21 protein-coding genes are annotated in these 25,149 nt (G+C 64.9%); 13 read left to right on the top strand and 8 right to left on the bottom strand.

Annotation, left to right across the window (positions count from 1 at the left end):
- Positions 1–232 precede the first annotated feature (232 nt).
- The gene (locus FIU91_RS11120) at positions 233–3,028 is read left to right on the top strand and encodes a ribonuclease E/G (RefSeq protein ID WP_152462496.1); all 2,796 of its coding nucleotides are present in this window, start codon (positions 233–235) and stop codon (positions 3,026–3,028) included.
- A 78-nt stretch (positions 3,029–3,106) separates the two neighbouring features.
- Here FIU91_RS11120 and FIU91_RS11115 read toward each other — a convergent pair whose 3' ends face one another.
- Positions 3,107–3,328, bottom strand: coding sequence for a sulfurtransferase TusA family protein (locus tag FIU91_RS11115; protein WP_152462495.1), 222 nt, complete (start codon positions 3,326–3,328; stop codon positions 3,107–3,109).
- Between the two features lie 118 nt (positions 3,329–3,446).
- On the opposite strand from FIU91_RS11115, the gene FIU91_RS11110 reads away from it, so the two are divergent.
- The 4 genes from FIU91_RS11110 (at position 3,447) to FIU91_RS11095 (ending at position 7,886) form a co-directional block, all read left to right on the top strand.
- On the top strand, positions 3,447–4,199 hold the full coding sequence (locus tag FIU91_RS11110) for a cytochrome c biogenesis CcdA family protein (protein WP_093009914.1): 753 nt from the start codon (positions 3,447–3,449) through the stop codon (positions 4,197–4,199).
- Positions 4,200–4,303: 104 nt separating this feature from the next.
- Complete coding sequence (locus FIU91_RS11105; RefSeq protein WP_152462494.1) at positions 4,304–5,533, top strand: hypothetical protein; 1,230 nt, start codon at positions 4,304–4,306, stop codon at positions 5,531–5,533.
- Positions 5,530–6,897 (top strand): cytochrome P450, encoded by a 1,368-nt coding sequence (locus tag FIU91_RS11100; RefSeq protein WP_152462493.1) that lies wholly within the window; start codon positions 5,530–5,532, stop codon positions 6,895–6,897. Before FIU91_RS11105 ends, FIU91_RS11100 begins: the two co-directional genes overlap by 4 nt.
- An 86-nt stretch (positions 6,898–6,983) precedes the next feature.
- Positions 6,984–7,886 (top strand): fructose bisphosphate aldolase, encoded by a 903-nt coding sequence (locus FIU91_RS11095; protein WP_152462492.1) that lies wholly within the window; start codon positions 6,984–6,986, stop codon positions 7,884–7,886.
- Positions 7,887–8,073: 187 nt separating this feature from the next.
- Here the strand turns inward: FIU91_RS11095 and FIU91_RS11090 are convergent, their stop codons facing one another.
- The 6 genes from FIU91_RS11090 to FIU91_RS11065 all read right to left on the bottom strand — a co-directional run bounded on the left by FIU91_RS11090 (position 8,074) and on the right by FIU91_RS11065 (position 15,493).
- Positions 8,074–9,654: a PRC-barrel domain-containing protein gene (locus FIU91_RS11090; protein WP_152462491.1), complete on the bottom strand. Its 1,581-nt coding sequence runs from the start codon at positions 9,652–9,654 to the stop codon at positions 8,074–8,076.
- Between the two features lie 276 nt (positions 9,655–9,930).
- The gene (locus tag FIU91_RS11085; RefSeq protein ID WP_152462490.1) at positions 9,931–11,214 is read right to left on the bottom strand and encodes an O-acetylhomoserine aminocarboxypropyltransferase/cysteine synthase family protein; all 1,284 of its coding nucleotides are present in this window, start codon (positions 11,212–11,214) and stop codon (positions 9,931–9,933) included.
- Positions 11,215–11,277: 63 nt separating this feature from the next.
- Positions 11,278–11,715 carry a phosphate-starvation-inducible PsiE family protein gene (locus FIU91_RS11080; protein ID WP_152462489.1) on the bottom strand — a complete coding sequence of 146 codons (438 nt, stop codon included), beginning with the start codon at positions 11,713–11,715 and terminating at the stop codon, positions 11,278–11,280.
- 38 nt (positions 11,716–11,753) lie between these two features.
- Positions 11,754–12,758, bottom strand: coding sequence for a hypothetical protein (locus FIU91_RS11075; protein WP_152462488.1), 1,005 nt, complete (start codon positions 12,756–12,758; stop codon positions 11,754–11,756).
- A gap of 67 nt (positions 12,759–12,825) precedes the next feature.
- On the bottom strand, positions 12,826–14,223 hold the full coding sequence (locus tag FIU91_RS11070) for a short-chain fatty acyl-CoA regulator family protein (protein WP_152462487.1): 1,398 nt from the start codon (positions 14,221–14,223) through the stop codon (positions 12,826–12,828).
- Between the two features lie 46 nt (positions 14,224–14,269).
- Positions 14,270–15,493, bottom strand: coding sequence for a multidrug effflux MFS transporter (locus FIU91_RS11065; protein ID WP_152462486.1), 1,224 nt, complete (start codon positions 15,491–15,493; stop codon positions 14,270–14,272).
- Positions 15,494–15,669: 176 nt separating this feature from the next.
- Between FIU91_RS11065 and FIU91_RS11060 the strand changes: the two genes are divergently transcribed.
- The 6 genes from FIU91_RS11060 to FIU91_RS11040 all read left to right on the top strand — a co-directional run bounded on the left by FIU91_RS11060 (position 15,670) and on the right by FIU91_RS11040 (position 21,329).
- Positions 15,670–17,202 (top strand): acyl-CoA carboxylase subunit beta, encoded by a 1,533-nt coding sequence (locus FIU91_RS11060; RefSeq protein ID WP_093009904.1) that lies wholly within the window; start codon positions 15,670–15,672, stop codon positions 17,200–17,202.
- 273 nt (positions 17,203–17,475) lie between these two features.
- Entirely contained in the window at positions 17,476–17,844 is a 369-nt protein-coding gene (locus FIU91_RS19440) for a DUF6497 family protein (protein ID WP_172974994.1), read from the top strand.
- 217 nt (positions 17,845–18,061) lie between these two features.
- On the top strand, positions 18,062–18,208 hold the full coding sequence (locus FIU91_RS19435; RefSeq protein ID WP_172974993.1) for a hypothetical protein: 147 nt from the start codon (positions 18,062–18,064) through the stop codon (positions 18,206–18,208).
- Between the two features lie 72 nt (positions 18,209–18,280).
- Complete coding sequence (locus FIU91_RS11050) at positions 18,281–18,640, top strand: hypothetical protein (RefSeq protein ID WP_093009902.1); 360 nt, start codon at positions 18,281–18,283, stop codon at positions 18,638–18,640.
- A gap of 346 nt (positions 18,641–18,986) precedes the next feature.
- Positions 18,987–19,190: a hypothetical protein gene (locus tag FIU91_RS11045; RefSeq protein ID WP_093009901.1), complete on the top strand. Its 204-nt coding sequence runs from the start codon at positions 18,987–18,989 to the stop codon at positions 19,188–19,190.
- Positions 19,191–19,328: 138 nt separating this feature from the next.
- Positions 19,329–21,329, top strand: coding sequence for an acetyl/propionyl/methylcrotonyl-CoA carboxylase subunit alpha (locus FIU91_RS11040; RefSeq protein WP_152462484.1), 2,001 nt, complete (start codon positions 19,329–19,331; stop codon positions 21,327–21,329).
- A gap of 48 nt (positions 21,330–21,377) precedes the next feature.
- Here FIU91_RS11040 and FIU91_RS11035 read toward each other — a convergent pair whose 3' ends face one another.
- Positions 21,378–21,833 (bottom strand): DUF4174 domain-containing protein, encoded by a 456-nt coding sequence (locus tag FIU91_RS11035; protein ID WP_093009899.1) that lies wholly within the window; start codon positions 21,831–21,833, stop codon positions 21,378–21,380.
- 140 nt (positions 21,834–21,973) lie between these two features.
- Here FIU91_RS11035 and FIU91_RS11030 point away from each other — a divergent pair, with 140 nt between their 5' ends.
- Both FIU91_RS11030 and scpA read left to right on the top strand, forming a co-directional pair.
- Positions 21,974–22,891 (top strand): hypothetical protein, encoded by a 918-nt coding sequence (locus tag FIU91_RS11030; RefSeq protein WP_152462483.1) that lies wholly within the window; start codon positions 21,974–21,976, stop codon positions 22,889–22,891.
- Positions 22,854–24,986 (top strand): methylmalonyl-CoA mutase, encoded by a 2,133-nt coding sequence (gene scpA / locus FIU91_RS11025; RefSeq protein WP_152462482.1) that lies wholly within the window; start codon positions 22,854–22,856, stop codon positions 24,984–24,986. Before FIU91_RS11030 ends, scpA begins: the two co-directional genes overlap by 38 nt.
- The last annotated feature ends 163 nt before the right edge of the window (positions 24,987–25,149 follow it).

Here is a 25,149-nt window from a genome sequence, read left to right as displayed (position 1 = left end):
CACCGGACATTCGTTGACGCGGAACGCGCGGATCAGGGCCGAGGCCCGCCCCGCCGCAGCCGCGTTGGAGACCAAATGCGATGACGCGCGCAGGATTGCACAGGCAGACGGAAGAGGACCGCAAGGTCTCCGCCGCTGGCCGGCATCCTCGTGTCTCGCACAGCATAGAAACACGGGACCACACCGCCAGCCCAGAGAGGGCGCGGCGGCTCGACCCGTGCAAACGGACAATATGGCAAAGAAGATGCTCATCGACGCCACCCACGCGGAAGAGACCCGTGTCGTGGTGGTGGACGGAAACAAGGTCGAGGAATTCGACTTCGAATCCGAGAACAAGCGGCAGCTCGCCGGCAATATCTACCTCGCAAAGGTAACGCGGGTCGAGCCGTCCCTGCAGGCGGCCTTCGTCGATTACGGCGGCAACCGTCACGGCTTCCTGGCCTTTTCGGAAATCCACCCGGATTATTACCAGATCCCCATCGCCGACCGTCAGGCGCTGATGGAAGAAGAAGAGGCCCAGGCCCGCGCCGAGGCCGAGGAAGAAAACAAGCCCAAGTCGCGCCGCTCCTCGCGCTCGCGCAGCCGCAAGAAGGCCGCTCCCGAGAACGCCGAGACCGGCGATCAGGTCGCGACGAAGGAGTCCGGCGATGTCGCGGGGATGGAGACCATCGATCTCGGCGAAGGCGAGACCGACGGCGACACGCCCGAGGACGGCGAAGGCCTCTCCCCGATGGAGACCGTGGCCGAAACGCCGGTCGAGGAACCTTCCGAAGATGCGAATTCGTCCGACGATGACAATGGGTCCGACGAGGACAACGGGTCCGACGAGACCGACAAGCGGCACGACGATTCCATCGAATCCGTCGCCGATGACGACACCGAGGAAGACATCCGGCCCGTGCGGAAACCGCGCCAGCGCCGCTACAAGATCCAGGAAGTCATCAAGGTCCGCCAGATCCTGCTGGTGCAGGTCGTCAAGGAAGAGCGCGGAAACAAGGGCGCGGCTCTGACCACCTACCTGTCGCTCGCGGGTCGCTATTGCGTTCTGATGCCGAACACCGCGCGCGGCGGCGGCATCTCCCGCAAGATCACCAACGCGCAGGACCGCTCCAAGCTCAAGGAGATCGCGGGCGAGATCGACGTGCCGAAAGGCGCGGGCCTCATCATCCGCACCGCGGGCGCCAAGCGCACCCGCACCGAGATCAAGCGCGATTACGAATATCTCCAGCGTCTCTGGGAGCAGATCCGCGAGCTGACGCTGCAGAGCATCGCGCCCGCGAAGATCTACGAGGAAGGCGACCTCATCAAACGCTCGATCCGCGATCTATACAATCGCGACATCGACGAGGTGCATGTGGAAGGCGAGCGCGGCTACCGCATCGCCAAGGACTTCATGAAGATGATCATGCCGTCCCACGCCAAGAACGTGAAACACTATGTCGACCCGATGCCGCTGTTCGCGCGCTACCAGGTCGAGAGCTACCTGTCGTCGATGTTCAACCCGACGGTCCAGCTCAAGTCGGGCGGCTACATCGTCATCGGCGTCACCGAGGCGCTCGTCGCCATCGATGTGAACTCCGGCCGGGCCACCAAGGAAGGCTCGATCGAGGAGACCGCGCTCAAGACCAACCTCGAGGCCGCCGAAGAGGTGGCCCGCCAGCTTCGTCTGCGCGATCTCGCGGGTCTCATCGTCATCGACTTCATCGACATGGACGAGCGCAAGAACAATTCCGCCGTCGAGAAGAAGCTGAAGGACAAGCTGAAGACCGACCGTGCGCGCATCCAGGTGGGCCGCATCTCGGGCTTCGGCCTTCTGGAAATGAGCCGCCAGCGTCTGCGCCCCGGCATGATCGAGGCGACGACCGCGCCTTGTCCGTCCTGCCACGGCACCGGCCTGATCCGCTCGGACGACAACATGGCGCTGCAGATCCTGCGCCAGATCGAGGAAGAGGGCACGCGCCGTCGCTCCCGCGAGGTGCGCGTCAAATGCCCCGTGGGAATCGCCAATTACCTCATCAACCAGAAGCGCGAGCATGTCGCCGGGATCGAGCTGCGTTACGGCATGGCCGTGATGATCGAGGGCGATCCGTCGCTTGTCTCGCCGGATTTCTCGATGGAGAAATTCAAGACCGCCTCCCGCACCGTGCCCGAGCCGACGTCGCCCGTGATCTCGGCGGATACCTCGATCATGGCGGCCATCGATGCCGACAGCGAGGCCGAGGACGACGAGGATATACCCGACGAGATCGATCCGTCCGAGGCTCCGCCCGCACCGGGGGCCTCTGCCGAAGACGAGGGTGAGCAGAAGCCCAAGAAGCGCCGCCGCCGTCGCCGCCGCTCGAAGAAGTCCAGCAAGGGCGAGAACGGCCAGGACAGCTCCGATCAGAACGGGGATGACCAGGACGACGCGCAATCGAAGGACAACGGCAACGAGGCCGAGACCGCTCCCGAGGCGGAGCCGGTGAGCGCCGAGGCCAGCGAGACGCCCGAGGCCGCAGCCGACAGTGCCGAAGACGCGCCGAAGCCCAAGAAAACCACGCGCAGCCGCGCGTCCTCGCCTTCGCGTTCTCGCAAGCCGTCGACCAAGAAGCCCGCGCCCGAGGCAGAGACCGCGGAGGCCGCGGACAAGACCCCGGTCGCGGACGAGCCCGCGCAGACGGCAGATCCCGCCCCCGAGGCCGAGGAGAAGCCCAAGCGCAAGCGCGCGCCGCGCAAGAAGAAGGTAGAGCCCGAACTCACCGAGGAACGCGCCGACGAGGCCGCCACCGAGGAAGTCGCGGCGGAGCCCGAGGCCGCGCCGGTCGACGAGAAGATCGAGGAGGCGCCCGCCGCCCCCGAACCGGCGGCGGTCGAGACCGGAGCGGCGACGCCCGAACCGGCCCCCGAAGAGGCGGCCACGGTCGAGCCGACCCCGGCGGAGCCTACCGAGGAGCCCCGCCCGCTCGAACCGGCCGAGACGGCAGAGAGCGAGGGCGCGCCCGACGAGGCGAAGCCCAAGAAACGTGGTTGGTGGAACCTGGGCCGCTGACCGCACTCGTGCGCCGCAGGTTCCGGTACGGGATCTGCGGCGTCACGTCTTGCCCGTGATCTCGGGAACAGGCGCGCGCTAGCGCTTCTCGATCAGCCAATACATGATCCCGCTTTCCTCGCGGCTGTCGATCAGCCCGTGACCGCTCTCGGCGCAGAAATGCGGCATGTCCACGACCGCGGCGGGATCGTCCGTCATCACGTGGATGCGCGTGCCGGGCTCGAGAGCCGACAGGCGTTTGCGGGTTTTCAGAACGGGCAGGGGGCACAGGAGCCCCCGGGCATCTAGCTCGTGATCCATACGCCTCGAAATATTGGGCGGTGCTGCCGCTGTCCAGCCGACATTGTTTCACATCCGCCACGCGCATGTGACGCTTGGCCCCGTGACGCCGCCCGGCCGATACCCTAAGGCTGGGCGCATGTTCGGAATCGAGATCATCGACGCTAGCCTCCTGCCGGCCATGACGGTCGCGCTCCTCGCGGGCGGGCTGTCGTTCCTGAGCCCCTGTGTTCTGCCCATCGTGCCGCCGTATCTCGCCTTCATGTCCGGCGTTTCCGTGAACGAGATGCAGGGCGGTGGCTCGGCGAGGGCGCGCGCCGGCCTTGCCGCTTTGTTCTTCGTTCTGGGCCTCTCGACCGTCTTCATCCTCCTTGGCTTCACTGCGTCCTGGCTTGGCACGCTGTTCCTGCAGAACCAGGTGCTTCTGGCGCGGATCTCGGGCGTCGTCGTGATCGTCTTCGGCCTGCACTTCCTGGGGCTCTTCCGCATTCCCTTCCTCGACCGCGAGGCGCGGATCGAGGTGGGCGACAGCGGCGGCTCGGCGTTCGGCGCGTATATCCTCGGCCTGGCCTTCGCCTTCGGCTGGACCCCCTGTATCGGCCCGCAACTGGGCGCGATCCTGTCGCTCGCGGCCTCCGAGGCCAATGCCGGGCGCGGCGCGCTGCTTCTGGGCGTCTACGCGGCGGGCCTTGGCATACCATTCCTGCTCGCGGCGCTGTTCCTGACCCGTGCGATGGGCCTCATGAACCGGATCAAGCGGCACATGGCGCTGATCGAAAAGGTCATGGGCGGGCTTCTGGTCGCGGTCGGCCTCGCGCTGGTGACGGGTGCGTTCACCGCCTTCTCATTCTGGCTCCTCGAGACCTTCCCCGCGCTCGCGACCCTCGGGTGATCGCGCAACATTCCTGCCGGCCCGGTCCGAGCCGTTCAGAAAATCGCCTTAAACCTGCCCCGAAGGCAGAGTAGCCTGTTCCTGTCAGAGCGAGGGATGGGCATATGCCACAATCGGGTCAGGAGGTGCGCCGGAGGCGGGTGATCTACATTCCCGGCTACGATCCCATCCATCCGCGCCGATACCGCGAGCTCTACCGCAAGGAAGCCGCGGCGCAGGCCGCGATTTCGGGATACGAGATCGCGCTCAAGCCGAAGACCACGAAAGGCCCCTATGGTTGGCACGTTGAAAGCGTGATCGACGGGCAGGTCGCGGATGCCGATATCGAGGTGCTGGTCTGGTCCGACATCGTGCGGGACAGCATGTCCGACTCCATCCCCGCCACCTATCTCAGCCTCGTTCGGACCGCCTGGGCCTATATCGGCAGCGGCGCGCTCTGGCGGCTGATGCGCCTGAGAAAAGGTCCGGTGATCGCGGCGCTCTACCCGATCGGGATGCTGCTCTTGCAGGCGCTGATCGCTCTTCTGGCCGCCTGGGGGCTGGCGCGCGGAGTGCAGCTCCTCGCTCCGGGGCCGGAGCTCCTCGCCTCGGTGCTGGGCTGGATCGCGGGCGGGGCGGTCGGTATCTGGCTCCTGCGCTGGTTCAAGGCCAAGGACGGCAAGTTCTTCGCCTATTACCTCATGCACGATTACTCCTATTCCGCGCGCCATCGCGGCGCGAACCCGCCCGAGCTCGAAGCGCGGATGGCCGCGTTCGGCGACACGATCGCCGAAGCGCTCCGATCGGATGTCGACGAGGTGCTCGTCGTCGGCCATTCCTCGGGCGCACATCTGGGTGTTTCGATCCTGGCCGACCTCATCCGCGCAAAGCGCGTCCCCGCAAACGGCCCGCATCTTGCGTTTCTGTCACTGGGGCAGGTGGTGCCGATGGTCTCCTTCCTTCCCGATGCCCATCGCCTCCGGGCGGATCTGCACTTCCTGTCCGCCCGCGACGAGCTCACCTGGATCGACGTGACCGCGCCCGGGGACGGCTGCGCTTTCGCGCTCTGCGATCCGGTCTCGGTCTCGGGTGTCGCGCCTGCGAACAAGCGCTGGCCGCTGGTCTTCTCGGCGCAATTCACCCGCTCGCTCAGCCCCGAACGCTGGAAAGAGCTGCGCTGGCGCTTCTTCCGGCTGCATTTCCAGTATCTCTGCGCCTTCGATGCGCCGCTCGACTACGATTACTTCCAGATCACCGCAGGCCCTGTGAGCCTGGCCACGCGCTACGAAGACCGCCCGGCCTCGGCGAGCCGCATCGACGCGGCGGTCTCCAAGTTCACCTCAATGGCCGCATGATCCCACCGAAACCGCCCTCCCGGCCGGATCGCGTCTCGCTCTGGCGGTATGCGAAACTCTTCCGTCAGGACATCCTGTCGGCCCAGCCAGCGCGGCTCTACCGCGCCTGGATGGCGGAGTTCCGCACGCCCTTCTTCCGCTCCTACCTCTTGAACCAGCCCCACCTCGTGAAGACCGTGCTGAAGGACCGCCCCCGCGATTTCCCGAAATCGGACCGGATCGGCGCGGGCTTGCGTCCGCTTCTCGGCGAGAGCGTCTTTCTGACCAACGGCGCCACTTGGGAGCGGCAGCGTCGCATCATCGATCCGGCCTTCGAGGGCGGACGTTTGGGCGATACCTGGGCGCCGATGTGGGCGGCGGGGCAGGAGGCCGTGGCGCGGCTCAGGATGCGTACCGGCACGCCCGTCGAGATCGAGGCCGAGACCAGCCACGCCGCCGCCGATGTCATCTTCCGCACGCTCTTCTCCATCCCGATCGAGGACGAGATGGCCCAGGCGGTTTTCCACGAGTTCCGCGCCTACCAGCGCAGCCAGCCAATCCTGAACCTCGCCGCCTTCCTGCCGAAACTGTCACTTCTGCCGCGGTTCTTCCGGCGCGACACGAAGGCGTCGGCGGCGCGGATCCGCGCTCTCATCACCGAGATGACCGCGCGGCGTCAGGCGGAGATCGCGGCTGGCACCGCGCCTGACGATCTTGCGACGAAGATCATGACGACGCCCGACCCGGAGACCGGCGAGACCTTCTCGGCGTCCGAGATGGTCGACCAGGTGGCGATCTTCTTTCTTGCAGGCCACGAGACCTCCGCCTCGGCGCTGGCCTGGGCGCTCTATCTCCTCGCCACGCATCCCGACTGGCAGATGCGCGTCGCGGACGAGGCGCGGGCGCTGACCGGCGCGGCCTCGGATATGGGGCGGCTGAAGGTCAGCCGGGACGTCTTCCGCGAGGCGCTGCGACTCTATCCGCCAGTGCCGATGATGGTGCGCGAGGCAAGCTGCCCCGAGCGCTTCCGAGACCGCGACGTGCCAAAGGGCGCGCAGCTTGTCCTGAGCCCCTGGCACCTCCATCGGCACGAGCGGCTTTGGAATAACCCGGACGGGTTCGACCCCGCACGATGGGGCACGGAGAACGGCAAGACCTGCGCGCGGGAGGCGTTCATCCCCTTCTCGGCCGGCAGGCGTGTCTGTACGGGGGCAGGCTTTGCGATGGTTGAAGGGCCGCTTCTTCTTTCGTTGATCGTTCGGGCCTTCGAGATCACACCGGCAGGCGGCCCGCCGCCCGTGCCCGTGGCGCATCTGACGGTGCGCTCCCGCGACGGGATCCACCTCGTCCTCAAGTCGCGCGATCAAGGAAAATCAGAGGTTTAGCGCTAACCGCGCTCCTGCGCGGCTATCCTTCGTTCAATCCTTGCGGTAAATCTCTGTCCGACGAATTCAGGAACGAGGGCCGCATCATGGCACGGGACAACGACACTTTCGAGCAGCAGAAGAGCCGCATGGCCAAGGAGGCGGGCTTCATTGCCGCGCTCGATCAGTCGGGCGGCTCCACGCCCAAGGCGCTTCGGCTCTACGGGGTCGAGGAAAGCGAATATTCTGGCGATGACGAGATGTTCGCCGAGATCCACAAGATGCGGACACGGATCATCACCTCCCCGCATTTCGCCTCCGAGAAGGTGCTGGGCGCGATCCTGTTCGAGAAGACCATGCGCGGCGAGGTCGAAGGCCGCCCGACTGCCGAAGCGCTCTGGGGCGCGAAGGGCGTGGTGCCCTTCCTGAAAATCGACAAGGGCCTCGAGGACGAAGCGCAGGGCGTGCAGCTGATGAAGCCGATCCCGGGGCTCAACGATCTGCTGAAAGAGGCCGTCGCGCATGGTATCTTCGGCACCAAGGAGCGCTCGGTCATCAAACACGCCGATCGCGACGGCATCGAAGCGATCGTGACGCAGCAATTCGAGCTCGGCCTGCAGGTCGTGGATGCGGGCCTCGTGCCGATCCTCGAGCCGGAAGTGGACATCCATTCGGAGACCAAGGCCGAGGCAGAGGCGATGCTGCGCGATGCGATCCTGTCGCATCTGGACACGCTTGAGGAGGGTCAGGACGTCATGCTCAAGCTGACCATCCCGACCGCGCCGGGCCTGTACGATGCGCTTGCGGACCACCCGCGGGTGGTGCGCGTCGTCGCCCTGTCTGGCGGCTATTCCACCGACGAGGCCTGCGAGCGCCTGTCCGCGAACCCCAAGATGATCGCGAGCTTCTCCCGCGCGCTGACCGAAGGTCTGTCGAAGGGCCAGACGGATTCGGAATTCAACGCGGCGCTCGGCGAGAATATCGACAAGATCTACGCCGCATCGGCCTGATCCGAAGGAGCGCGAGGCGAAACGCCTCGCGCGCTTGATATGTCACGGGCGGCGTAGCCGCCCGCTCCGGTTTGCCTCCGGCGGCGGTATTTTCGCCAACCCAAAAGAGCGGGGTGGCGCTCTTGCCCGAAGACATGAAAAAGGGCCGGCGGGATATGCCGACCCTTCCTTGTGAGCGGAGAGAGGCTCAGCCCTCGTAACGCTCCATATTTTGCAGCTCGTCGCGCGTCATGTCGGTGTAGAGACGCAGATCGTCGCCGTCTTCGGCTTGCATCGCGGTCAGCTCACCGGTGTCGATGGCGACATCGCGCTCGCCGATCCCGAGGAAGCCGCCGACGCCGACGATGACCTGGTCGATCGTCTCGCCGCTTTCGGCGACGACGTTCTTGATCGCGCCGATGCGCTCGCCATTGGTGTTGTAGAGCACGCCGTTCGAGACGGCATCGCGGCCGAGATCAGTCATCGCCACCGCTTCATAGCCATCGACCTGCATGTCCGAGCCGGTTGCCGCGTCGCTTTCGGCGGTGTCCGTCGTTTCCTCGGATTGGCTCTCGCCGGACGTGGCGTCGGCGGATTGGCTGTCGCCTTCCGCGCTGTCGTCGGACTGGCTGTCGCTGGCGGTGTCCGTCTGCGTGTCGCTTTCGCCCGATTGCGTGTTCGAGCTTTGCTCCTCGGCGGTCTCGCCGGAGCTGTTCGCCTCGTCGGCGTCGGCAGATTGCATGGTGATCTGCGGCTCGCCCGATTGCGTGAGCTCGATATTGGGCTCACCCTGCATCGTCACTTCGACATTCGGCTCCGAGGATTCGTAGGTCACATTCGGCTGACCGGCGCTCTCATAAGTGATGTTCGCGGAGCTGGCTTCCGCGTCGCCGCCCGATTGCTCAGCAGACGCGCTGTCGTCGTCACCGTTCTCCGAAGATCCCGCGCCGTCCTGATAGGTCACGACGGGGTCCGCTTGCGTCAGGTTGACCTGCGCGTTCTCGATCGGCTGCAGGTCTTGTGCCTCACCCTGCGAATAGGTGGAGCCGGACTGCTCGTCCTCGACCTGAACGCCGTCACCCGTGGCATCGGCATTGTCGACCACGCGGAGATCAAGGTTCACCTGCGGCGGTGCCTGCTGCACCGTGACGCTCGGCTCGGACTGCCGCACTTCGACCTGAGGTTCCGCGTTCGCCACGTTCACATCCGGGTCGGGCATCGTGATGATGATTTCGGGGGCCGGCTGGTCGATGGTGACGGTGGGCTGCGCCATCTCGAATGTCACATTGGCCTGCGGCTGGCGGACCGTGATCTCGGGCTGCTGCTGGGAGACGGTGACGTCAGGACGGTTATTTTCTACCGTGACCTCGGTCTCGCCTTGGTCCACGTCGACCTGCGGGGTCTCGCGGCTGAGACGTACGACGCCCTCGACCACGCGTTCCTCGTCGATCTGGACGGTCGTGGTCTCACGCTCGGCGACGCTGGCGTCTGCCTCTGCTTCAGCACTCGCGCTATCGCTGTCACTCGCGCTGTCCTGCGCCTGATCGCCGCCGGAGCTGTCGCTTTCGGCTTGCTCGATCATGGTGAGCTGCGTCTCGCAGGCATCGGCATTGCCTTCCTCCACGATGCGCTGCAGCTCGTCTTCACTCATCGAGACGGACTCGGGTGCCCCGTCCTCGATCATCGCGGAGAGTTCGTCGCAGGGCGCGTCGCTGTCTTGCGCGAAGGCTGTGCCGGCCATGGCGGGAAGCGTCAGGGCCGAAGTCAGAAGTAGGCGTCTTAGGGTCATGTGATCCGTTCCTCCGTTTGGACTGTTCACGGTTTCGAGAACAAATCGGAGTCGCAGATGTTCCTTTTAGCAAGGGAAAAATACGCCAAAAAACAATGACTTTCGGGCGTTTCTCGCAGTTGTGCCCATTGATTTTCAGGGTATGACAAAAATACGCATCTCAAAAAAATAATTTATATCAACAAGAAGGGCGGCCTGTGACGACCGCCCCGAAAGTTCCATGGATTTTTTTGTCCCTCCGGCGGAAACCGGCCGCCAAACGGCCCTCGGATCCGCTCAGGCCGAGGCCTTGGCCAGTGCCTGGTCGAGGTCGCGGATGAGGTCGTCGGCATCCTCGATCCCGATGGAGATCCGCACCACGTTCGGTGCCGCGCCGGCGGCGATCTGCTGTTCTTCGCTGAGCTGGCGGTGCGTCGTGGAGGCCGAATGGATCACGAGGCTTCGGGTGTCGCCAAGATTGGCGACGTGGCTGAAGAGCTCGAGCGAATCCACGAATTTCACGCAGGCCTCATAACCGCCCTTGAGCGCGACGGTGAAGAGCCCGCCCGCGCCCTTGGGGCAGATCTGCGCGACGCGCGAGTGATACGGCGAGGAGGGCAGGCCGGCATAGGTCACGCCTTCGACGGCCGCGTGCCCTTCGAGCCAGCCGGCCACTTTTTCCGCGTTCTCCACGTGCTTCTTCATGCGGAGCGACAGCGTCTCGATCCCCATCAGCGTGTAATGCGCGGCTTGCGGGTTCAGCGTCATGCCGAGATCGCGCAGGCCAACCGCGATGCCGTGGAAGGTGAAGGCAAGGGGGCCGAACGTCTCGTGGAACTTGAGACCGTGATAGGCCGGCTCCGGCTCGGAGAGCGACGGGAACTTGCCCGAGGCGGACCAGTCGAAGGTGCCGCTGTCGACGACGACGCCGCCCGTGACCGTGCCGTTGCCGGTCAGGAACTTCGTCATGGAATGGACGACCAGGGTCGCGCCATGCTCGATCGGACGGCAGAGATAGGGGGTGGCGGAGGTGTTGTCGACGATGAGCGGCAGGCCCGCGTCGCTCGCGACCTTGGCGGCCGCGTCGAGATCGGTGATGTAGCCGCCGGGATTGGCGATGCTCTCGCAGAAGACCGCGCGGGTGTCGTCGTCGATTGCCGCGGCAACCGCGTCCATGTCGTCGAAATCGACGAATTTCGCGGACCAGCCGAAGCGATGGATCGTCTGGCTGAACTGGGTGATCGAGCCGCCGTAAAGACGCGTCGAGACGACGATGTTCTTGCCCGGACCCATCAGCGGGAACAGCGCCATGATCTGCGCCGCGTGACCCGATGAGCAGCAGACCGCGCCCTGGCCGCCTTCCAGCATCGCCATCTTTTCCTGCAGGACGGCCACGGTCGGGTTCGTCAGGCGGGAATAGATGAAGCCCACTTCCTGCAGGTTGAAGAGCGCCGCGGCATGGTCGGCATCGCGGAACACGTAGGCGGTCGTCTGGTAGATGGGCGTCTGCCGCGCGCCGGTCGCCGGATCGGGCCGCGCCCCGGCATGGATGAGTAGCGTGTCGAAACCGTATTCGCTCATGGAATATCCCTCCCTTTCGTTGCGCCAGACGCTAGGCGATCTCGGCGCGGCCCGAAAGAGGGATCAGTCCTTCGGCAGGTCTCCGGTCCGGTCGAGCCAGAGCAGCATGCCGAAGATCGCGCCGAGCGCGATCACCGCCGCGGCAAGACCGAGGAGGAGAAACCCCGACACGGTCTCGAGCTCGATCACGATGAGCTTTCGGACGACGGCGAGGATGCCGATGACGAGGACGATCCGCACCTGCGCGTAACCGCGGTGGCCCTCGACCATGAGCTTCACGGAATGGGCGAGCTCCAGCGCGATCACCGCGCCGAGGAGGAGGTCGAAGAGCTGCTGGAGCGTTGTATAAGACACCTGCCAGCTGTCCTGGATCGCGACTTCCGCGGTCAGCCGCAGGAAGCTTGCCGTCGCGATGACGATCACAGCCGCAACACCGACGAGAAGCGCGAGGGCGACCAGCGTCGCGAAGTGTTCGAAAAGCTTGCCGATTTTCTCCGTCATGGACGCCGAATTAGGGCGCGAGGCGCCGAAGTCCCGTCTCAGCGCATCCAGAACCCGTTCTTCTTGATACGGTTGCGGATCGCCTGCTCCTTGCGCGGCAGGTCGTCTTGGTCAAAGAGCGCGCGCACTTTTGCACCGCGCCCCTGGTAGACCATCCGCTTGATCGGCTCGGAGCCCTTGAGCACCTTCTTGACCTTGTTGGGCGCGGTGATCTCTTCGAGAAGCTGCACCACGGCATCGTCTTCGCGCGCATAGAGAAGCGGCAGGAGCCGGTAGTGACAGCTTGTCGACCCGTCGAGCCATCCGGGCTCCAGCGCGTCGCGCCCGCCGCCGAGGGAATGGATCACGAGGGGCAGTGCAACCTGGTCGAGCCAGGGGTCGAGGCTCTGGCAGACGAGCTCGGACGGCGGATCGTCACGGATCGCCAGCGCGTAGCCCAGGAACCGTTCGGCAAAGGCGCGGGCCTCTTTGTAGTAGAAGAAGCCCGCGTTGAAATAGAGGTAGCGCTGCCAGTACTCGTCGGGCTGCGTCAGGTCCAGCGAGCTGTCGAAGTCGAGCCCGAACTTGTCGTAGAGGCTTTTCCAGATCGCCGCGTAGCCCGGCCCGTAGAGCTCTATCTCGGGCCATGTGGCTTCACGCCGCAGCGAGGCGGAGGGCCGTGCGAAATCGAACGGCACCTTGTCGAGATCCCCGGTGATGAGCGTATCGGTGTCGAAGAAGATGAAGGGCTCATCGGGCGGCAGCGCGAAGAGGGCCTCGATCTTGTTGCCATAGGGATAGGCCGCGCCGAAATGCCGGCTCTGGAAGGGAAGGAAGGTCGCGCCCTGATCTTCCAGAAGTGCGCGCAGATCGGCATCCTGGATGCGCGGATCACCGGGCCAGAGCGGGCCGGGCTCGGGTTCCGCAATAAAGAGGCGGAACCTGGTGCCCGTCATGCGCGCGTTCAGCGACAGCGCAAAGAGCGCCGCCTCGTAACCGAGACGCCCGTCTTGCCCGACGATGACAATGTTCACCCTGCGCGGCGGCGCTGTCTTCTTGGCCATTCTGCCGACTGCTCTTGCCCTGTGGCGCGGAGCCTAGCCCATCGCTGCGCGCTTTGGAATGGCGCGTTCACTCCACGCTGTAAGGCAGAACGCCCCGCTGGTCGGGATCGATCGAGAGCCGACGCTCCAGGGGCGGCACGGAGCGTTGATGGCAGTTCCGCCGCTCGCAGATCCGGCAGGAAATGCCGATCGGCTCGAAGGCGTCCGAGCGGCTGAGATCGAGATCGTCTGCATAGGTGAGCGCGCCCGCATGGGCGACCTCGCAGCCAAGCGCGATGGCATAGCGCCGGGTCGGCGCGCCGAACCTTCCTCCCGGCTTGGAGACGTCGCGCGCAAGGCTGATATAGCGCATCCCGTCCGGCGTCTCGGCGAGCTGGCGCAGGAAACGGCCCGGGGTCTCGAAGGCGCGGTGCACGTTCCACAAGGGACAGGCCCCGCCGAACCGCGCGAATTGCAGACGGGTCGCCGAATGGCGCTTGGTGATCGTGCCGGCCTGGTCAACGCGGACGAAGAAGAAGGGGATGCCCTTTGCGCCCGGACGCTGAAGCGTGGAGAGCCGGTGCGCCACCTGCTCGATCGAGGCGTGAAAGCGCGCGGCCAGCAGCTCGAGATCGTGGCGCACTTCGTGGGCGGCCTCGAGGAAGGTGGTGTAGGGCATGAGCGCCGCGCCCGCGAAGTAATTGGCAAGCCCGATCTTGGCGATGGCGCGCGCCTCGTCCGATTGGAAACGCGCAAGGTCGAGCGTCGCCTCCAGGAGCTTTTCCTGCTCGAGAAGCGCGATTTGCAGCAGGAGCTGGAAGAGCTGGGTCTCGAACGGCACCAGCGACGAGATCATCAAGAGCTTCAATTCGGGGTCGTAGAAGCGCAGCCGCGCATCGCGAATGAACCGAGTCTCGATCCCCCGCGCGGCAAGATGGACGACGAGCGCGCGGCGCGGATCGTCTCCGGTCTCGGTCTCGCGGGCGAAGCGCTCCGCCGCGCGGTCCACCGCATCGATGTAGTTGTCGCAATAATGGAAGAAGTCGCGGACTTCCTCCCAGGGCGATGGGGCAAGGCGCGCATCCTCGCGCCCGAGCGCCTCGTCGAGAGAGGCGAGGCGGTCATGGCTTTGCCGGTAGGCGCGGTGGAGTTCGAGGAAGGCGCGAGCGAGGGCCGGGGCGTTCGAGGCGGTGAGCCGCAGGTCGGCCAGGGGCGGTGCGTCGGCAAAGACCGGATCGGCAAGCGCCTCGCGCATATCGGTGATGAGCCGCTCCGCGTCGCCCTGGCTGAGCTCGGTCACGTCGAACCCGAACTCCTGCGCCAGCGCCAGCACGACCGTGGTGGAGACCGGGCGGTTATTGTTCTCCATCTGGTTCAGATAGGGCAGCGACACGCCGAGCTTGGCCGCGAAATCGCGCTGCGTGAGGCTCAGCCGCTGTCGCAGGTCGCGCAGCTTCGCGCCCGCGTAGAGTTTCTGGAGCGCCATGCCCGGCACCTTTTTGCAAACCGCTTTGCACCAGTTTGCAAAATGTTCAGGCGGGGTCCAGCCGGGAAATCTGCCGCTCGCGCCGGATCACGACGAGGATCGAGAAGACGCCGAGGATCGCGGTGCCGAGTTGCAGCCAAAGAAGCGGCCATGCCCCGGTGCCTGGTTGCAGAAGCGCGCCCGCCGCAGCCGAAAGCGCAGCGCCGAAGCCGATCATGATCGCGCCCGCGAGCCCCGAGGCGGTGCCTGCGAGGTGCGGGCGCACCGATAGGGCCCCGGCGGTCGCATTGGGGATGGTCATGCCGTTGCCGAGGCCGACGAAACACATGAACCCGAAGAAGGACAGCGCCGAGCCTGCGCCGATCAGGAAGACGACCATCGAGGCCGCGATGCCCGCACCGTTGATGATGGTGCCGACAAGCACCATGCGGTTCACGCCGAAATCCGTCGAGAACCGGCCCGAAGCGTAATTCCCCAGGAAGTAGCCCACTGCCGGCGCTCCGAAGAAAATGCCGAGAAGCGCAGGCGAGAGGCCGAAAACCTCCGAGCCGACGAAAGGCGCGCCGCCGAGATAGGCGAAAAAGGCGCCCGAGGACATGCCCGCCGCCATTGCGTAGCCCCAGAACCGCGGGGAGCGCAGAAGCTCGGGATATTCGCGGAATTGCTGCGAGAGGGTGAGGCCCGAGGGGCGCGCCGTCTCGCCGAGATCGCGCCATGTGAGCCAGAAGAGCGCGAGCCCGCAGAGAAGAAGAAGCCAGAAATTCGACTGCCAGCCGAAGACCTGGTCGAGGACGCCGCCGATGGCCGGGCCGATCATCGGCACGACCGCCATGCCCATCGTCACGTAGCCGATCATCGAGGCGGCCTTGTCCTGCGGGACCATGTCGCGGACCACGGCGCGGCTCAGGACCATCGCGGTCACGATCGCGGCCTGGATCATGCGGAAGACGAGGAAGACGTAGATATCGGTGGCGAAGATGCAGCCCACCGTCGCCACGCAGAAGATCCCGATTCCGCCCAGGATCACCGGACGCCGGCCGAACTTGTCAGAGACCGGGCCGACGAAGATTTGCAGAACCGCGTTCACACCGAGATAGATCGCGACCGAAAGCTGCACGAGCCGATATTCGGTGTCGAAATATTCGACCATCCGGGGCAGGCTCGGCAGGAAGATGTTCATGGTCAGCGCCGAGACGCCCGACAACAGGATCAGCGTGGCGATGTGCGGCGGGGTGCTGCGGTCGAGAAACCGCGTATCGGGAGCGCTCATGCCTCCGGTTTAGGGCGCGCGGCGGGGAAGGGCAATCGGTCCGCTGCGGCCTGCGTGGTTCGCATATTTGCAATTAGCAAAGCAAGATTTTTCCAAAATTTGCAAATTTGCCGAATTTTTCTTGTCCGGCGGCCACGGATTTGGCACTTGCAGCATAAGCAACCAGGGAGCGGGCGATGAAGGACATTCTGCGCGAACTCGAGGAGCGGCGCGAAGAAGCGCGGCTCGGCGGCGGGCAAAAGCGCATCGACGCGCAGCACGGCAAGGGCAAGCTCACTGCGCGCGAGCGGATCGATCTCTTGCTCGACGAAGGCTCCTTCGAGGAGTTCGACATGTTCGTCGCCCATCGCTGCACCGATTTCGGAATGGAAGAGCAGCGTCCCTATGGCGACGGCGTCGTGACCGGTTGGGGCACGATCAACGGCCGCATGGTCTATGTCTTCAGCCAGGATTTCACGGTCTTCGGCGGCTCTCTCTCGGAAACCCATGCCCAGAAGATATGCAAGATCATGGACATGGCGATGCAGAACGGCGCACCGGTGATCGGTCTGAACGACTCGGGCGGCGCGCGTATCCAGGAAGGCGTGGCGAGCCTTGCGGGGTATGCCGAGGTCTTCCAGCGCAATATCATGGCCTCGGGCGTGATCCCGCAGATCTCCGTCATCATGGGGCCCTGCGCGGGCGGGGCGGTCTACAGCCCGGCGATGACCGACTTCATCTTCATGGTGAAAGACAGCTCCTACATGTTCGTGACCGGCCCTGACGTGGTGAAGACTGTCACCAACGAGGTCGTCACCGCCGAGGAACTGGGCGGGGCCTCGACCCACACCAAGAAATCCTCGGTCGCCGATGGCGCGTTCGAGAATGACGTGGAAGCCTTGGCCGAAGTGCGGCGGCTCGTGGATTTTCTGCCGCTCAACAACCGCGCCGCGGTGCCCGAACGTCCGTTCTTCGACGAGCCGGGGCGGCAGGAAAGCTCTCTCGACACGCTCGTGCCCGAGAACGCCAACACGCCCTACGACATGAAGGAGCTGATCCTGAAGGTCGCGGACGAGGCGGATTTCTACGAGATCCAGGAAGACTTCGCCAAGAACATCATCACCGGCTTCATCCGCCTCGAAGGGCGCACGGTGGGCGTTGTCGCGAACCAGCCGATGGTGCTTGCGGGCTGCCTCGACATCGACAGCAGCCGCAAGGCCGCGCGTTTCGTGCGGTTCTGCGATGCCTTCGAAATCCCGATCCTGACCTTCGTCGACGTGCCCGGATTCCTGCCGGGGACGGGCCAGGAATATGGCGGCGTCATCAAGCATGGCGCGAAACTTCTCTTCGCTTATGGCGAGGCGACGGTGCCGAAAGTCACGGTCATCACCCGCAAGGCCTATGGCGGGGCTTACGACGTGATGGCCTCCAAGCACCTGCGCGGCGATTTCAACTACGCCTGGCCGACGGCAGAGATCGCGGTGATGGGCGCGAAGGGGGCGACCGAGATCCTCTATCGCTCCGAGCTGGGCGATGCCGAGAAGATCGCGGCGCGAACGGCCGAGTACGAGGATCGGTTCGCCAACCCGTTCGTCGCTGCCGAGAAGGGGTTCATCGACGAGGTGATCCAGCCGCGCTCCACCCGGAGGCGGGTGAGCCGGGCCTTCGCGTCGCTGCGGGGCAAGAAACTGCAAAATCCGTGGAAGAAGCACGACAACATTCCCCTCTGAGCGAATCAAGTCGACCCGGGGGAGGCGCCCAATCCATTGGCGGAATGCGAAAAAATTATGCTTGCTAAAAACCCCTTCACACGCCAAGGTTCCCGGCAACGCCAAGAAGAGGCGATGTTTTTTCAACGTTTCCCAAGTGTTCGTCGTCTCTTCATGCAGCGGTCTCAAGCTGCACTCTTGGCACAGGATGCGGGACTGTCCCGCCCATCAGCAGCCCCGGCGGGAGGAGCCCTGAAAAGGGGTCGGGGCTGCACCACCTTCCTGGCATCCGCTTTGATCGCGCTCGCCGGACCGGCCGTCGCGCTGGAAGATCCCATCGAATTGCCGTCCGGCCGCGTCGTCGAGTTTCAGGAATTGCGCTTCGAGGTCAGCGAGAGCGACGATGCGCTGCTCCGCTTCCGGTTCGTCTCGGACGAGCTGGCGGAGACCGAGCTGGATCTTGAGCGCCTTTCCGCCGACATGGACCATCTTTGCTCGGAAATCGCACTGCCGTCGGTGCCGGGCGAATACCCCGATCCGAACCGGATCGTGATCTCCATCGGCTCGGAGGCAACCGAATTTGGAGTGTCCCGGCCCGATATCGTGCAGGTCTTCGAGGCCTACAGCATCGAAGATGACCGCTGCATCTGGGAGGCCTTCTGATGCTTCCACCAGATTTTGTGCATTCTGATGGAACCTATCACGGTTCTGCGGCTTTCGCACCACAGGACGCACCGTTTGAAGGGCACAGATGTATTCGCGCCGGGCTTTCAGTTATGGTGGAGAGCGATTGTCACAGAGCAATCGCAACCTCGACTGGACAAGGCGCGACGACTGAGGCAGCGTCCGGCTATCCATCACGGAACAACAGGAGACAGAAATGTCCAAGAGCATCAAGCTTCTTTCCCTCTTCGCCGTTGTCGGCACCGTCGCAGCATGCGGCCAGCAGGCAGCTGAAGAGGAATTTGTGGTCGTCGAACCCGCGCCGATCACGCAAGAGCCGGTCTACACCGGCAAGTACAAGTAATTCGGCAACGGGGCGGCTTCGCGCCGCCCCGCTCCACGGCCCCGCGCGGCACCTCTTCGCAGGGGTGGGCCGATGATCAAGCACCGCGGGTTTCCGGGACGACTGCCCGGAACGGATTTCCAGTTTACAATTCGCCGGGCCAATCCCAAGGGTGCCACCCCGATCACGAAGCGTGAGCGCTTTGCGGATCGCCGCGCCCCCGACCGGCGCGCGGATCTGTGGTTCATGGCCGCGCTCTGGGAGCAGTTCGGCGCAGAGCCCTTCGAGCGCGGCAATCTCGATGCCGGGCGCCTGTCCTGGCTCTTCGGCCGCGAAGTTCTGCCCTATGACGATCCGTTCGATCCCACCGATTACGACGCCCGTCTCATCATCGACGAGCGCGCCGCCCGCGCTTCCTTTCCCGACGCGTTTGACGGGGATTTATGGGCATGATCCTGCCGAGCGCCCCTTCCGATGCGCGGGTTGAAGCCGATGCGAGCGCTTGCCTCAAAGTAAGGTTTGCGCGTCGCCAAATCGGTGTCAGCGTTGATATGTCCCCGATGGGGTCGCACTTGGTGAGGCGCTCCCCAGCGCCGCTCACTCACCGTTACCCTTCCCCTTCCGGGCGGACTGGTCCATCCCCGAACTGGCCGCCCGGATTTTTTCCCGGGCTCACAGCATCCTTTAAGCCGGTTTTCGCCAATTCTCGCGAAAATCGTCGAATTCGCTGGAACTCTACGTCTTTTTCGCCAGTTATGGCATTATCTGAATGTAAAAGCGCTTCCAGGGAGCAGTTATCATGCGTCACATCGCAAAAATTTCCGCAGTTTTCGCCCTTCTCGGTCTCGCCGCTTGTGGCGACACGCTCGGTGAGCAAGCCCTCATCGGCGGCGCAGCAGGCGCAGGCACCGCGGCCGCGACAGGCGGCGACGCAACGACCGGTGCGGTCGTCGGCGCAGCCGGTAACGTCGCCTACTGCCGGACCTACCCGAGCCGCTGCTGATCGCGGCCGGGCCGCGTCGCGCGGCCTGACAAACAGACTTTCCAAGGCCACCCCGGCACGCGCCGCGGGTGGCCTTTTTCGTGCGCAGACCGCATCCGGGGAGGCACAAGCTCCGGCGGTCCATCAAGAGGGACGCTCATGTTCAAGAAGATCCTGATCGCCAACCGGGGCGAGATCGCCTGCCGGGTCATCAAGACTGCCCGCGAGATGGGCATCAAGACCGTCGCGGTCTATTCCGACGCGGATAAGAACGCGCTGCACGTCGAGATGGCGGACGAGGCTGTTCATATCGGCCCGCCGGCGGCGAACCAGTCCTATATCGTGATCGACAAGATCATGGACGCGATCCGCCAGACCGGCGCGGAGGCCGTGCATCCCGGCTATGGCTTCCTGTCGGAGAACCCCAAATTCGCCGAAGCGCTCGAGGCCGAGGGCGTCGCCTTCATCGGCCCGCCCAAGGGCGCGATCGAGGCGATGGGCGACAAGATCACCTCCAAGAAGCTCGCCCAGGAGGCCGGGGTCTCGACCGTGCCGGGCTATATGGGGCTGATCGAAGATGCCGAGGAGGCGGTGAAGATCTCCTCCGAGATCGGCTATCCGGTGATGATCAAAGCCTCCGCAGGTGGCGGCGGCAAGGGGATGCGGATTGCGTGGAACGACGAGGAAGCCCGCGAAGGGTTCCAGTCCTCCAAGAACGAGGCGGCCAGCAGCTTTGGCGATGACCGCATCTTCATCGAGAAATTCGTCACCCAGCCGCGGCATATCGAGATCCAGGTTCTGGCCGACAGCCACGGCAATTGCATCTATCTCAACGAGCGCGAATGCTCGATCCAGCGGCGGAACCAGAAGGTCATCGAGGAGGCGCCATCGCCGTTTCTCGACGAAGCGACGCGCCGCAAAATGGGAGAGCAGGCCTGCGCGCTGGCCGAAGCCGTCGGCTACACCAGTGCCGGGACGGTCGAATTCATCGTCGACGGCAACAAGAACTTCTACTTCCTCGAGATGAACACGCGCTTGCAGGTCGAGCATCCGGTGACCGAGCTCATCACCGGGATCGACCTTGTCGAGCAGATGATCCGCGTCGCCAATGGCGAGAAGCTGGCGCTCGCTCAGAAGGACGTGACGATCAACGGCTGGGCCATCGAAAGCCGTCTCTACGCCGAGGATCCCTATCGCAACTTCCTGCCCTCCATTGGCCGGCTGACCCGCTACCGCCCGCCCGAGGAGGGCCCGCTCGGCGAGGGGATCGTGCGGAACGATACCGGCGTCTTCGAAGGCGGCGAGATCTCGATGTATTACGATCCGATGATCGCCAAGCTCTGCACCTGGGGGCGCACGCGCGGCGAAGCGATCGAGACCATGCGTACGGCGCTCGACGCGTTCGAGGTCGAAGGGATCGGGCACAACCTGCCGTTCCTGTCGGCGGTGATGGACCATCCCAAATTCGCCAGCGGCGACATGACGACGGCCTTCATCGCGGAGGAATATCCCGAGGGGTTCGAGGGCGTGACGCTTTCAGACGACGCCTTGCGGCGCATCGCGGCCGCGACGGCGGCCATGAACCGAGTGGCGGAAATTCGGCGCGCGCGGGTCTCGGGGCGGCTCGACAATCATGAGCGGCATGTCGGCTCGGAGTGGAACGTCGCGCTTCAGGGCAATGATTACGACCTGACCATCGAAGCGGATCGCGAGGGCGCGACGATCCGGTTCGCGGACGGAAAGGAGCACCGCGTCACCGGCGACTGGACGCCGGGAGATCAGCTTGCCCGGATGCAGATCGACGGACAGGCGCTCGTGATGAAGATCGGCAAGATCTCGGGCGGGTTCCGCGTACGCTCCCGCGGGGCGGATCTGCGGGTGCATGTCCGCACACCCCGTCAGGCCGAGCTTGCGCGGCTCATGCCCGAAAAGGAGCCGCCCGACACCTCCAAGATGCTGCTCTGCCCGATGCCGGGCCTCATCGTGAAGATCAACGTGGAGCCGGGCGACGAGGTTCAGGAAGGCCAGGCGCTCTGTACCGTCGAGGCGATGAAGATGGAGAACATCCTGCGCGCCGAGAAGAAAGCCGTGGTCTCCAAGATCAATGCCGGGCCGGGCGACAGCCTTGCCGTGGACGACGTGATCATGGAATTCGAGTGAGGCGATGACGCGCCCGGCGCCACACCCGCGACCTGCGAGGCTTTCGGCTCAGTCCCGCAAGGTGCCTTGCCGGTCGCGGATTTCCTGCTGGCGCACGGGCAGCTTGTCGATGGAGCGCGAAAGCTCGCGCACGCTCCAGGGGAAAGGCTTTCGCAGTACGCGCGTACCATCCTTGGCGATGAGCACCAGCATGAAGCCGCGCGGCCTGAGCTCGCGCCGGATCTCGGTGGAAAGCGCCGGGTCGGTGTCGGTCAGCACGACGACGTCACGATCGATCAGCGCGTCCGTCCGATCGGTGATGTACTGCATCTGCTCGACATATCGCGGGTCGGCGGGATTGTCCGCGAAGACGATGAGCGGGCGCTTGAGCCACTCGAACTCGGATAGCGAGCGGCCTTCGGCGCTTTGGATCAATTCATCTGTATCGGAACCGGCTTCTGCCGCCAGGAGGGGCGAGGCGAGGAGCGACAGGGCGAGGGCGGTTGCTGTAGCGATGCGCGTCATGGTGGGGAATATATGCGCGGATCCTCGCCTTTCGAAGCCCAACATGCCCCCAGACCACGAAAACTTTAACGTTAAGGCGACGCTCACATTGAAGCGGGCAGTCTCGGCCGTGTCCACGGGACCGGGCGGAGGCTGCGTTCATGAAGATCGTCCTGCATCTGGGCGCGCATCGCAGCGCCTCCACGACCTTCCAGCGCTATGCGCGGGCAGAGGCTTCGGCGTTGCAAGGCCGGAACATCGGTTTCTGGGGGCCGTGCCGAACGCGCAAGGGGCTCTTTCACGGGATTGCCGAGGGCGGGCGCGACAGGGATCGCGGCCGGGTGCGGCTCGCGGCGGAGCGGGTGGCATCGTGCGGCATAGAGACCTTGCTGATCTCGGACGAGAACATGGTCGGCACGATGCGGCGGAACATCCGCACGGCGGAGCTTTATCCCGATATCGGTCAGCGTCTCGCGCGGTTCGGGGCGGCTTTCGGCCCGGTGACGCGCGCGGTGCTGCAAGTGCGGTCGCTCGAGATGTACTGGGCTTCGGCGATGGCGGTCTCCGTCTCGCGCGGCATGGGGCTGCCTTATCCCGAGACGCTGATCGACCTGTCGGTCAGGGCGCGTGGCTGGCGCGGCGTGATCGAGGATGCCGCTGCGGCGCTGCCGGAGACGGAACTGGTGGTGACCACCTTCGAGAATTTCGCGGCCCGGCCGGATCGGCTGATGGCGCTGGCAACGGATTGGTCGGACGCGCCGCGCGACCGGGCGAGGCTCTGGATCAACCGCTCCCCGTTGCGGTCCGAGCTTGCCGAGACGCTCGCGGCGCGCGGCGTGCCGGCCTGTGCGCTCGGGCCGGGGCAGGGGCGGTGGACGCCCTTCACCCACGGGCAAGCGATGGCGCTGCGCGAGACCTACCAGGACGACCTCTTCTGGCTCAGGGCCGGAGCAGGCGGGCTTGCACGATACGAGGAAGATCCGAACGGGCGAGAACCGGCAATCGGCCGTCCGTCCGCGTCAGAGAAGAGAGGACGATACGATGACGGCCAAGATCGAAGATTGGCGGGCTCTGGCTGAAAAAGAGCTCAAGGGCAAATCCCCCGACAGCCTCGTCTGGAAGACGCTGGAGGGCCTCGATATCAAGCCGCTCTATACCGAGGCGGATGTCGAGGGGCTGGAGCACCTGGGCTCGCTTCCGGGCTTCGAGCCGTTCACGCGCGGCGTGAAGGCGACGATGTACGCGGGTCGTCCCTGGACGATCCGGCAATATGCGGGCTTCTCCACTGCGGAAGAATCGAACCGGTTCTACCGCCGCGCGCTCGATGCGGGTCAGCAGGGCGTCTCCGTGGCTTTCGACCTTGCGACGCACAGGGGCTATGACAGCGATCATCCGCGTGTCGTTGGCGATGTCGGCAAGGCAGGCGTCGCGATCGATTCCGTCGAGGATATGAAGGTGCTGTTCGACGGTATTCCGCTCGATCAGGTGTCGGTTTCCATGACGATGAACGGTGCGGTGATCCCGGTGCTGGCAAGCTTCATCGTGGCAGGGCAGGAGCAAGGCCACGACACCAAGGTGCTGTCGGGCACGATCCAGAACGACATTCTCAAGGAGTTCATGGTCCGCAACACCTACATCTATCCGCCGGAGCCCTCGATGCGGATCATCGCGGACATCATCGAATACACCGCCAACGAGATGCCGCGCTTCAACTCGATCTCGATCTCCGGCTACCACATGCAGGAGGCCGGCGCGAACCTCGTGCAGGAGCTGGCCTATACGCTGGCGGACGGCAAGGAATATGTCGAGGCGGCCATCGCGCGCGGCATGGATGTGGACCGCTTCGCCGGGCGGCTCTCGTTCTTTTTCGCCATCGGCAAGAACTTCTTCATGGAGGCCGCGAAGCTGCGCGCGGCGCGGATGCTCTGGCACCGGATCATGACCGATCTCGGGGCGAAGGAGGCGCGCTCCAAGATGCTGCGGACCCATTGCCAGACGAGCGGCGTCAGCCTGGCCGAGCAGGATCCCTACAACAACGTCATCCGCACCGCCTACGAGGCGATGAGCGCGGTGCTTGGCGGCACGCAGTCGCTGCATACCAACGCGCTCGACGAGGCGATGGCGCTGCCGACGGACTTCTCCGCCCGGATCGCGCGCAACACCCAGCTCATCCTGCAGGAGGAGACGGGGGTCACGAATGTCGTCGATCCGCTTGCGGGCTCCTATTACGTCGAGCGGCTGACCCATGACCTGGCCGAAAAGGCCTGGGCGATGATCGAAGAGATCGACGAGATGGGCGGCATGACCAAGGCGGTCGAAAGCGGGATGCCCAAGCTCCGCATCGAAGAGACCGCCGCCCAGCGTCAGGCCAAGATCGACCGCGGCGAGGACGTGATCGTCGGCGTGAACAAGTACCGGCTCAAGAAGGAAGAGGATCTCGACATCCTCGACATCGACAACGCCAAGGTGCGCCAGTCCCAGGTCGAGGCGCTTGAGCGGATCCGCGCCAGCCGCGATCAGGACGCATGTGACGCGGCCCTGGCGGAGGTCGAACGGGTCGCGAAAGAGGGTGGCAACCTTCTCGAGGCGGCGGTCGAGGCCGCGCGCGCACGGGCCAGCGTAGGAGAGATTTCGATGGCGATGGAAAAGGTGTTTGGCCGCCACCGGGCCGAAGTGAAGACGCTCGCCGGTGTCTACGGCGCGGCCTATGAGGGCGACGAAGGCTTCGCGGCGATCCAGAAATCGGTGGAGGATTTCGCAGAGGCCGAAGGGCGCCGGCCGCGCATGCTGGTCGTCAAGATGGGCCAGGACGGGCATGACCGGGGTGCCAAGGTGATCGCCACGGCCTTTGCCGATATCGGGTTCGACGTGGATGTCGGCCCCTTGTTCCAGACGCCCGCCGAGGCCGCGCAGGATGCCATCGACAACGACGTGCACGTGATCGGCATCTCGAGCCAGGCGGCCGGGCACAAGACGCTGGCGCCGCAGCTCATAGAGGCGCTGAAAGCGGAAGGGGCCGAGGACATTCTCGTGATCTGCGGCGGGGTGATCCCGCAGCAGGATTACGACTTCCTGAAAAAGGCCGGGGTGAAGGCGATCTTCGGGCCGGGCACGAATATTCCCGAGGCGGCGCAGGACATCCTGAAGCTGATCCGGGAGGCGCGGGGGATCTGAGCCTTTCAGCCCTTTGAACGGCGTGTCCGGGCGCGGAACAAGGCCGCAGGCCGCCGCGCCATCGCCGGGCCGCCCCGGAGGCCCGGCGATTTGGATGGGCCAGCGCTTCGTTGCGATCTTGACCTGACTTTGCTGGGATAAAGCGAGAGGCTCGACGGTCAGG

It is taken from the genome of Roseivivax sp. THAF30 (assembly GCF_009363575.1).
GTDB lineage: Bacteria > Pseudomonadota > Alphaproteobacteria > Rhodobacterales > Rhodobacteraceae > Roseivivax > Roseivivax halotolerans.
The sequence above is the reverse complement of the archived record's forward strand: the minus strand, read 5'-3'. Positions and strand labels throughout refer to the sequence as shown.

Bases quoted from the DNA above. Each gene is read 5' to 3' on its own strand.
- FIU91_RS11120 (WP_152462496.1), top strand. From the start codon at position 233: ATGGCAAAGAAGATGCTCATCGACGCCACCCACGCGGAAGAGACCCGT.
- FIU91_RS11115 (WP_152462495.1), bottom strand. From the start codon at position 3,328: ATGGATCACGAGCTAGATGCCCGGGGGCTCCTGTGCCCCCTGCCCGTT.
- FIU91_RS11110 (WP_093009914.1), top strand. From the start codon at position 3,447: ATGTTCGGAATCGAGATCATCGACGCTAGCCTCCTGCCGGCCATGACG.
- FIU91_RS11105 (WP_152462494.1), top strand. From the start codon at position 4,304: ATGCCACAATCGGGTCAGGAGGTGCGCCGGAGGCGGGTGATCTACATT.
- FIU91_RS11100 (WP_152462493.1), top strand. From the start codon at position 5,530: ATGATCCCACCGAAACCGCCCTCCCGGCCGGATCGCGTCTCGCTCTGG.
- FIU91_RS11095 (WP_152462492.1), top strand. From the start codon at position 6,984: ATGGCACGGGACAACGACACTTTCGAGCAGCAGAAGAGCCGCATGGCC.
- FIU91_RS11090 (WP_152462491.1), bottom strand. From the start codon at position 9,654: ATGACCCTAAGACGCCTACTTCTGACTTCGGCCCTGACGCTTCCCGCC.
- FIU91_RS11085 (WP_152462490.1), bottom strand. From the start codon at position 11,214: ATGAGCGAATACGGTTTCGACACGCTACTCATCCATGCCGGGGCGCGG.
- FIU91_RS11080 (WP_152462489.1), bottom strand. From the start codon at position 11,715: ATGACGGAGAAAATCGGCAAGCTTTTCGAACACTTCGCGACGCTGGTC.
- FIU91_RS11075 (WP_152462488.1), bottom strand. From the start codon at position 12,758: ATGGCCAAGAAGACAGCGCCGCCGCGCAGGGTGAACATTGTCATCGTC.
- FIU91_RS11070 (WP_152462487.1), bottom strand. From the start codon at position 14,223: ATGGCGCTCCAGAAACTCTACGCGGGCGCGAAGCTGCGCGACCTGCGA.
- FIU91_RS11065 (WP_152462486.1), bottom strand. From the start codon at position 15,493: ATGAGCGCTCCCGATACGCGGTTTCTCGACCGCAGCACCCCGCCGCAC.
- FIU91_RS11060 (WP_093009904.1), top strand. From the start codon at position 15,670: ATGAAGGACATTCTGCGCGAACTCGAGGAGCGGCGCGAAGAAGCGCGG.
- FIU91_RS19435 (WP_172974993.1), top strand. From the start codon at position 18,062: ATGTCCAAGAGCATCAAGCTTCTTTCCCTCTTCGCCGTTGTCGGCACC.
- FIU91_RS11050 (WP_093009902.1), top strand. From the start codon at position 18,281: ATGATCAAGCACCGCGGGTTTCCGGGACGACTGCCCGGAACGGATTTC.
- FIU91_RS11045 (WP_093009901.1), top strand. From the start codon at position 18,987: ATGCGTCACATCGCAAAAATTTCCGCAGTTTTCGCCCTTCTCGGTCTC.
- FIU91_RS11040 (WP_152462484.1), top strand. From the start codon at position 19,329: ATGTTCAAGAAGATCCTGATCGCCAACCGGGGCGAGATCGCCTGCCGG.
- FIU91_RS11035 (WP_093009899.1), bottom strand. From the start codon at position 21,833: ATGACGCGCATCGCTACAGCAACCGCCCTCGCCCTGTCGCTCCTCGCC.
- FIU91_RS11030 (WP_152462483.1), top strand. From the start codon at position 21,974: ATGAAGATCGTCCTGCATCTGGGCGCGCATCGCAGCGCCTCCACGACC.
- scpA (WP_152462482.1), top strand. From the start codon at position 22,854: ATGACGGCCAAGATCGAAGATTGGCGGGCTCTGGCTGAAAAAGAGCTC.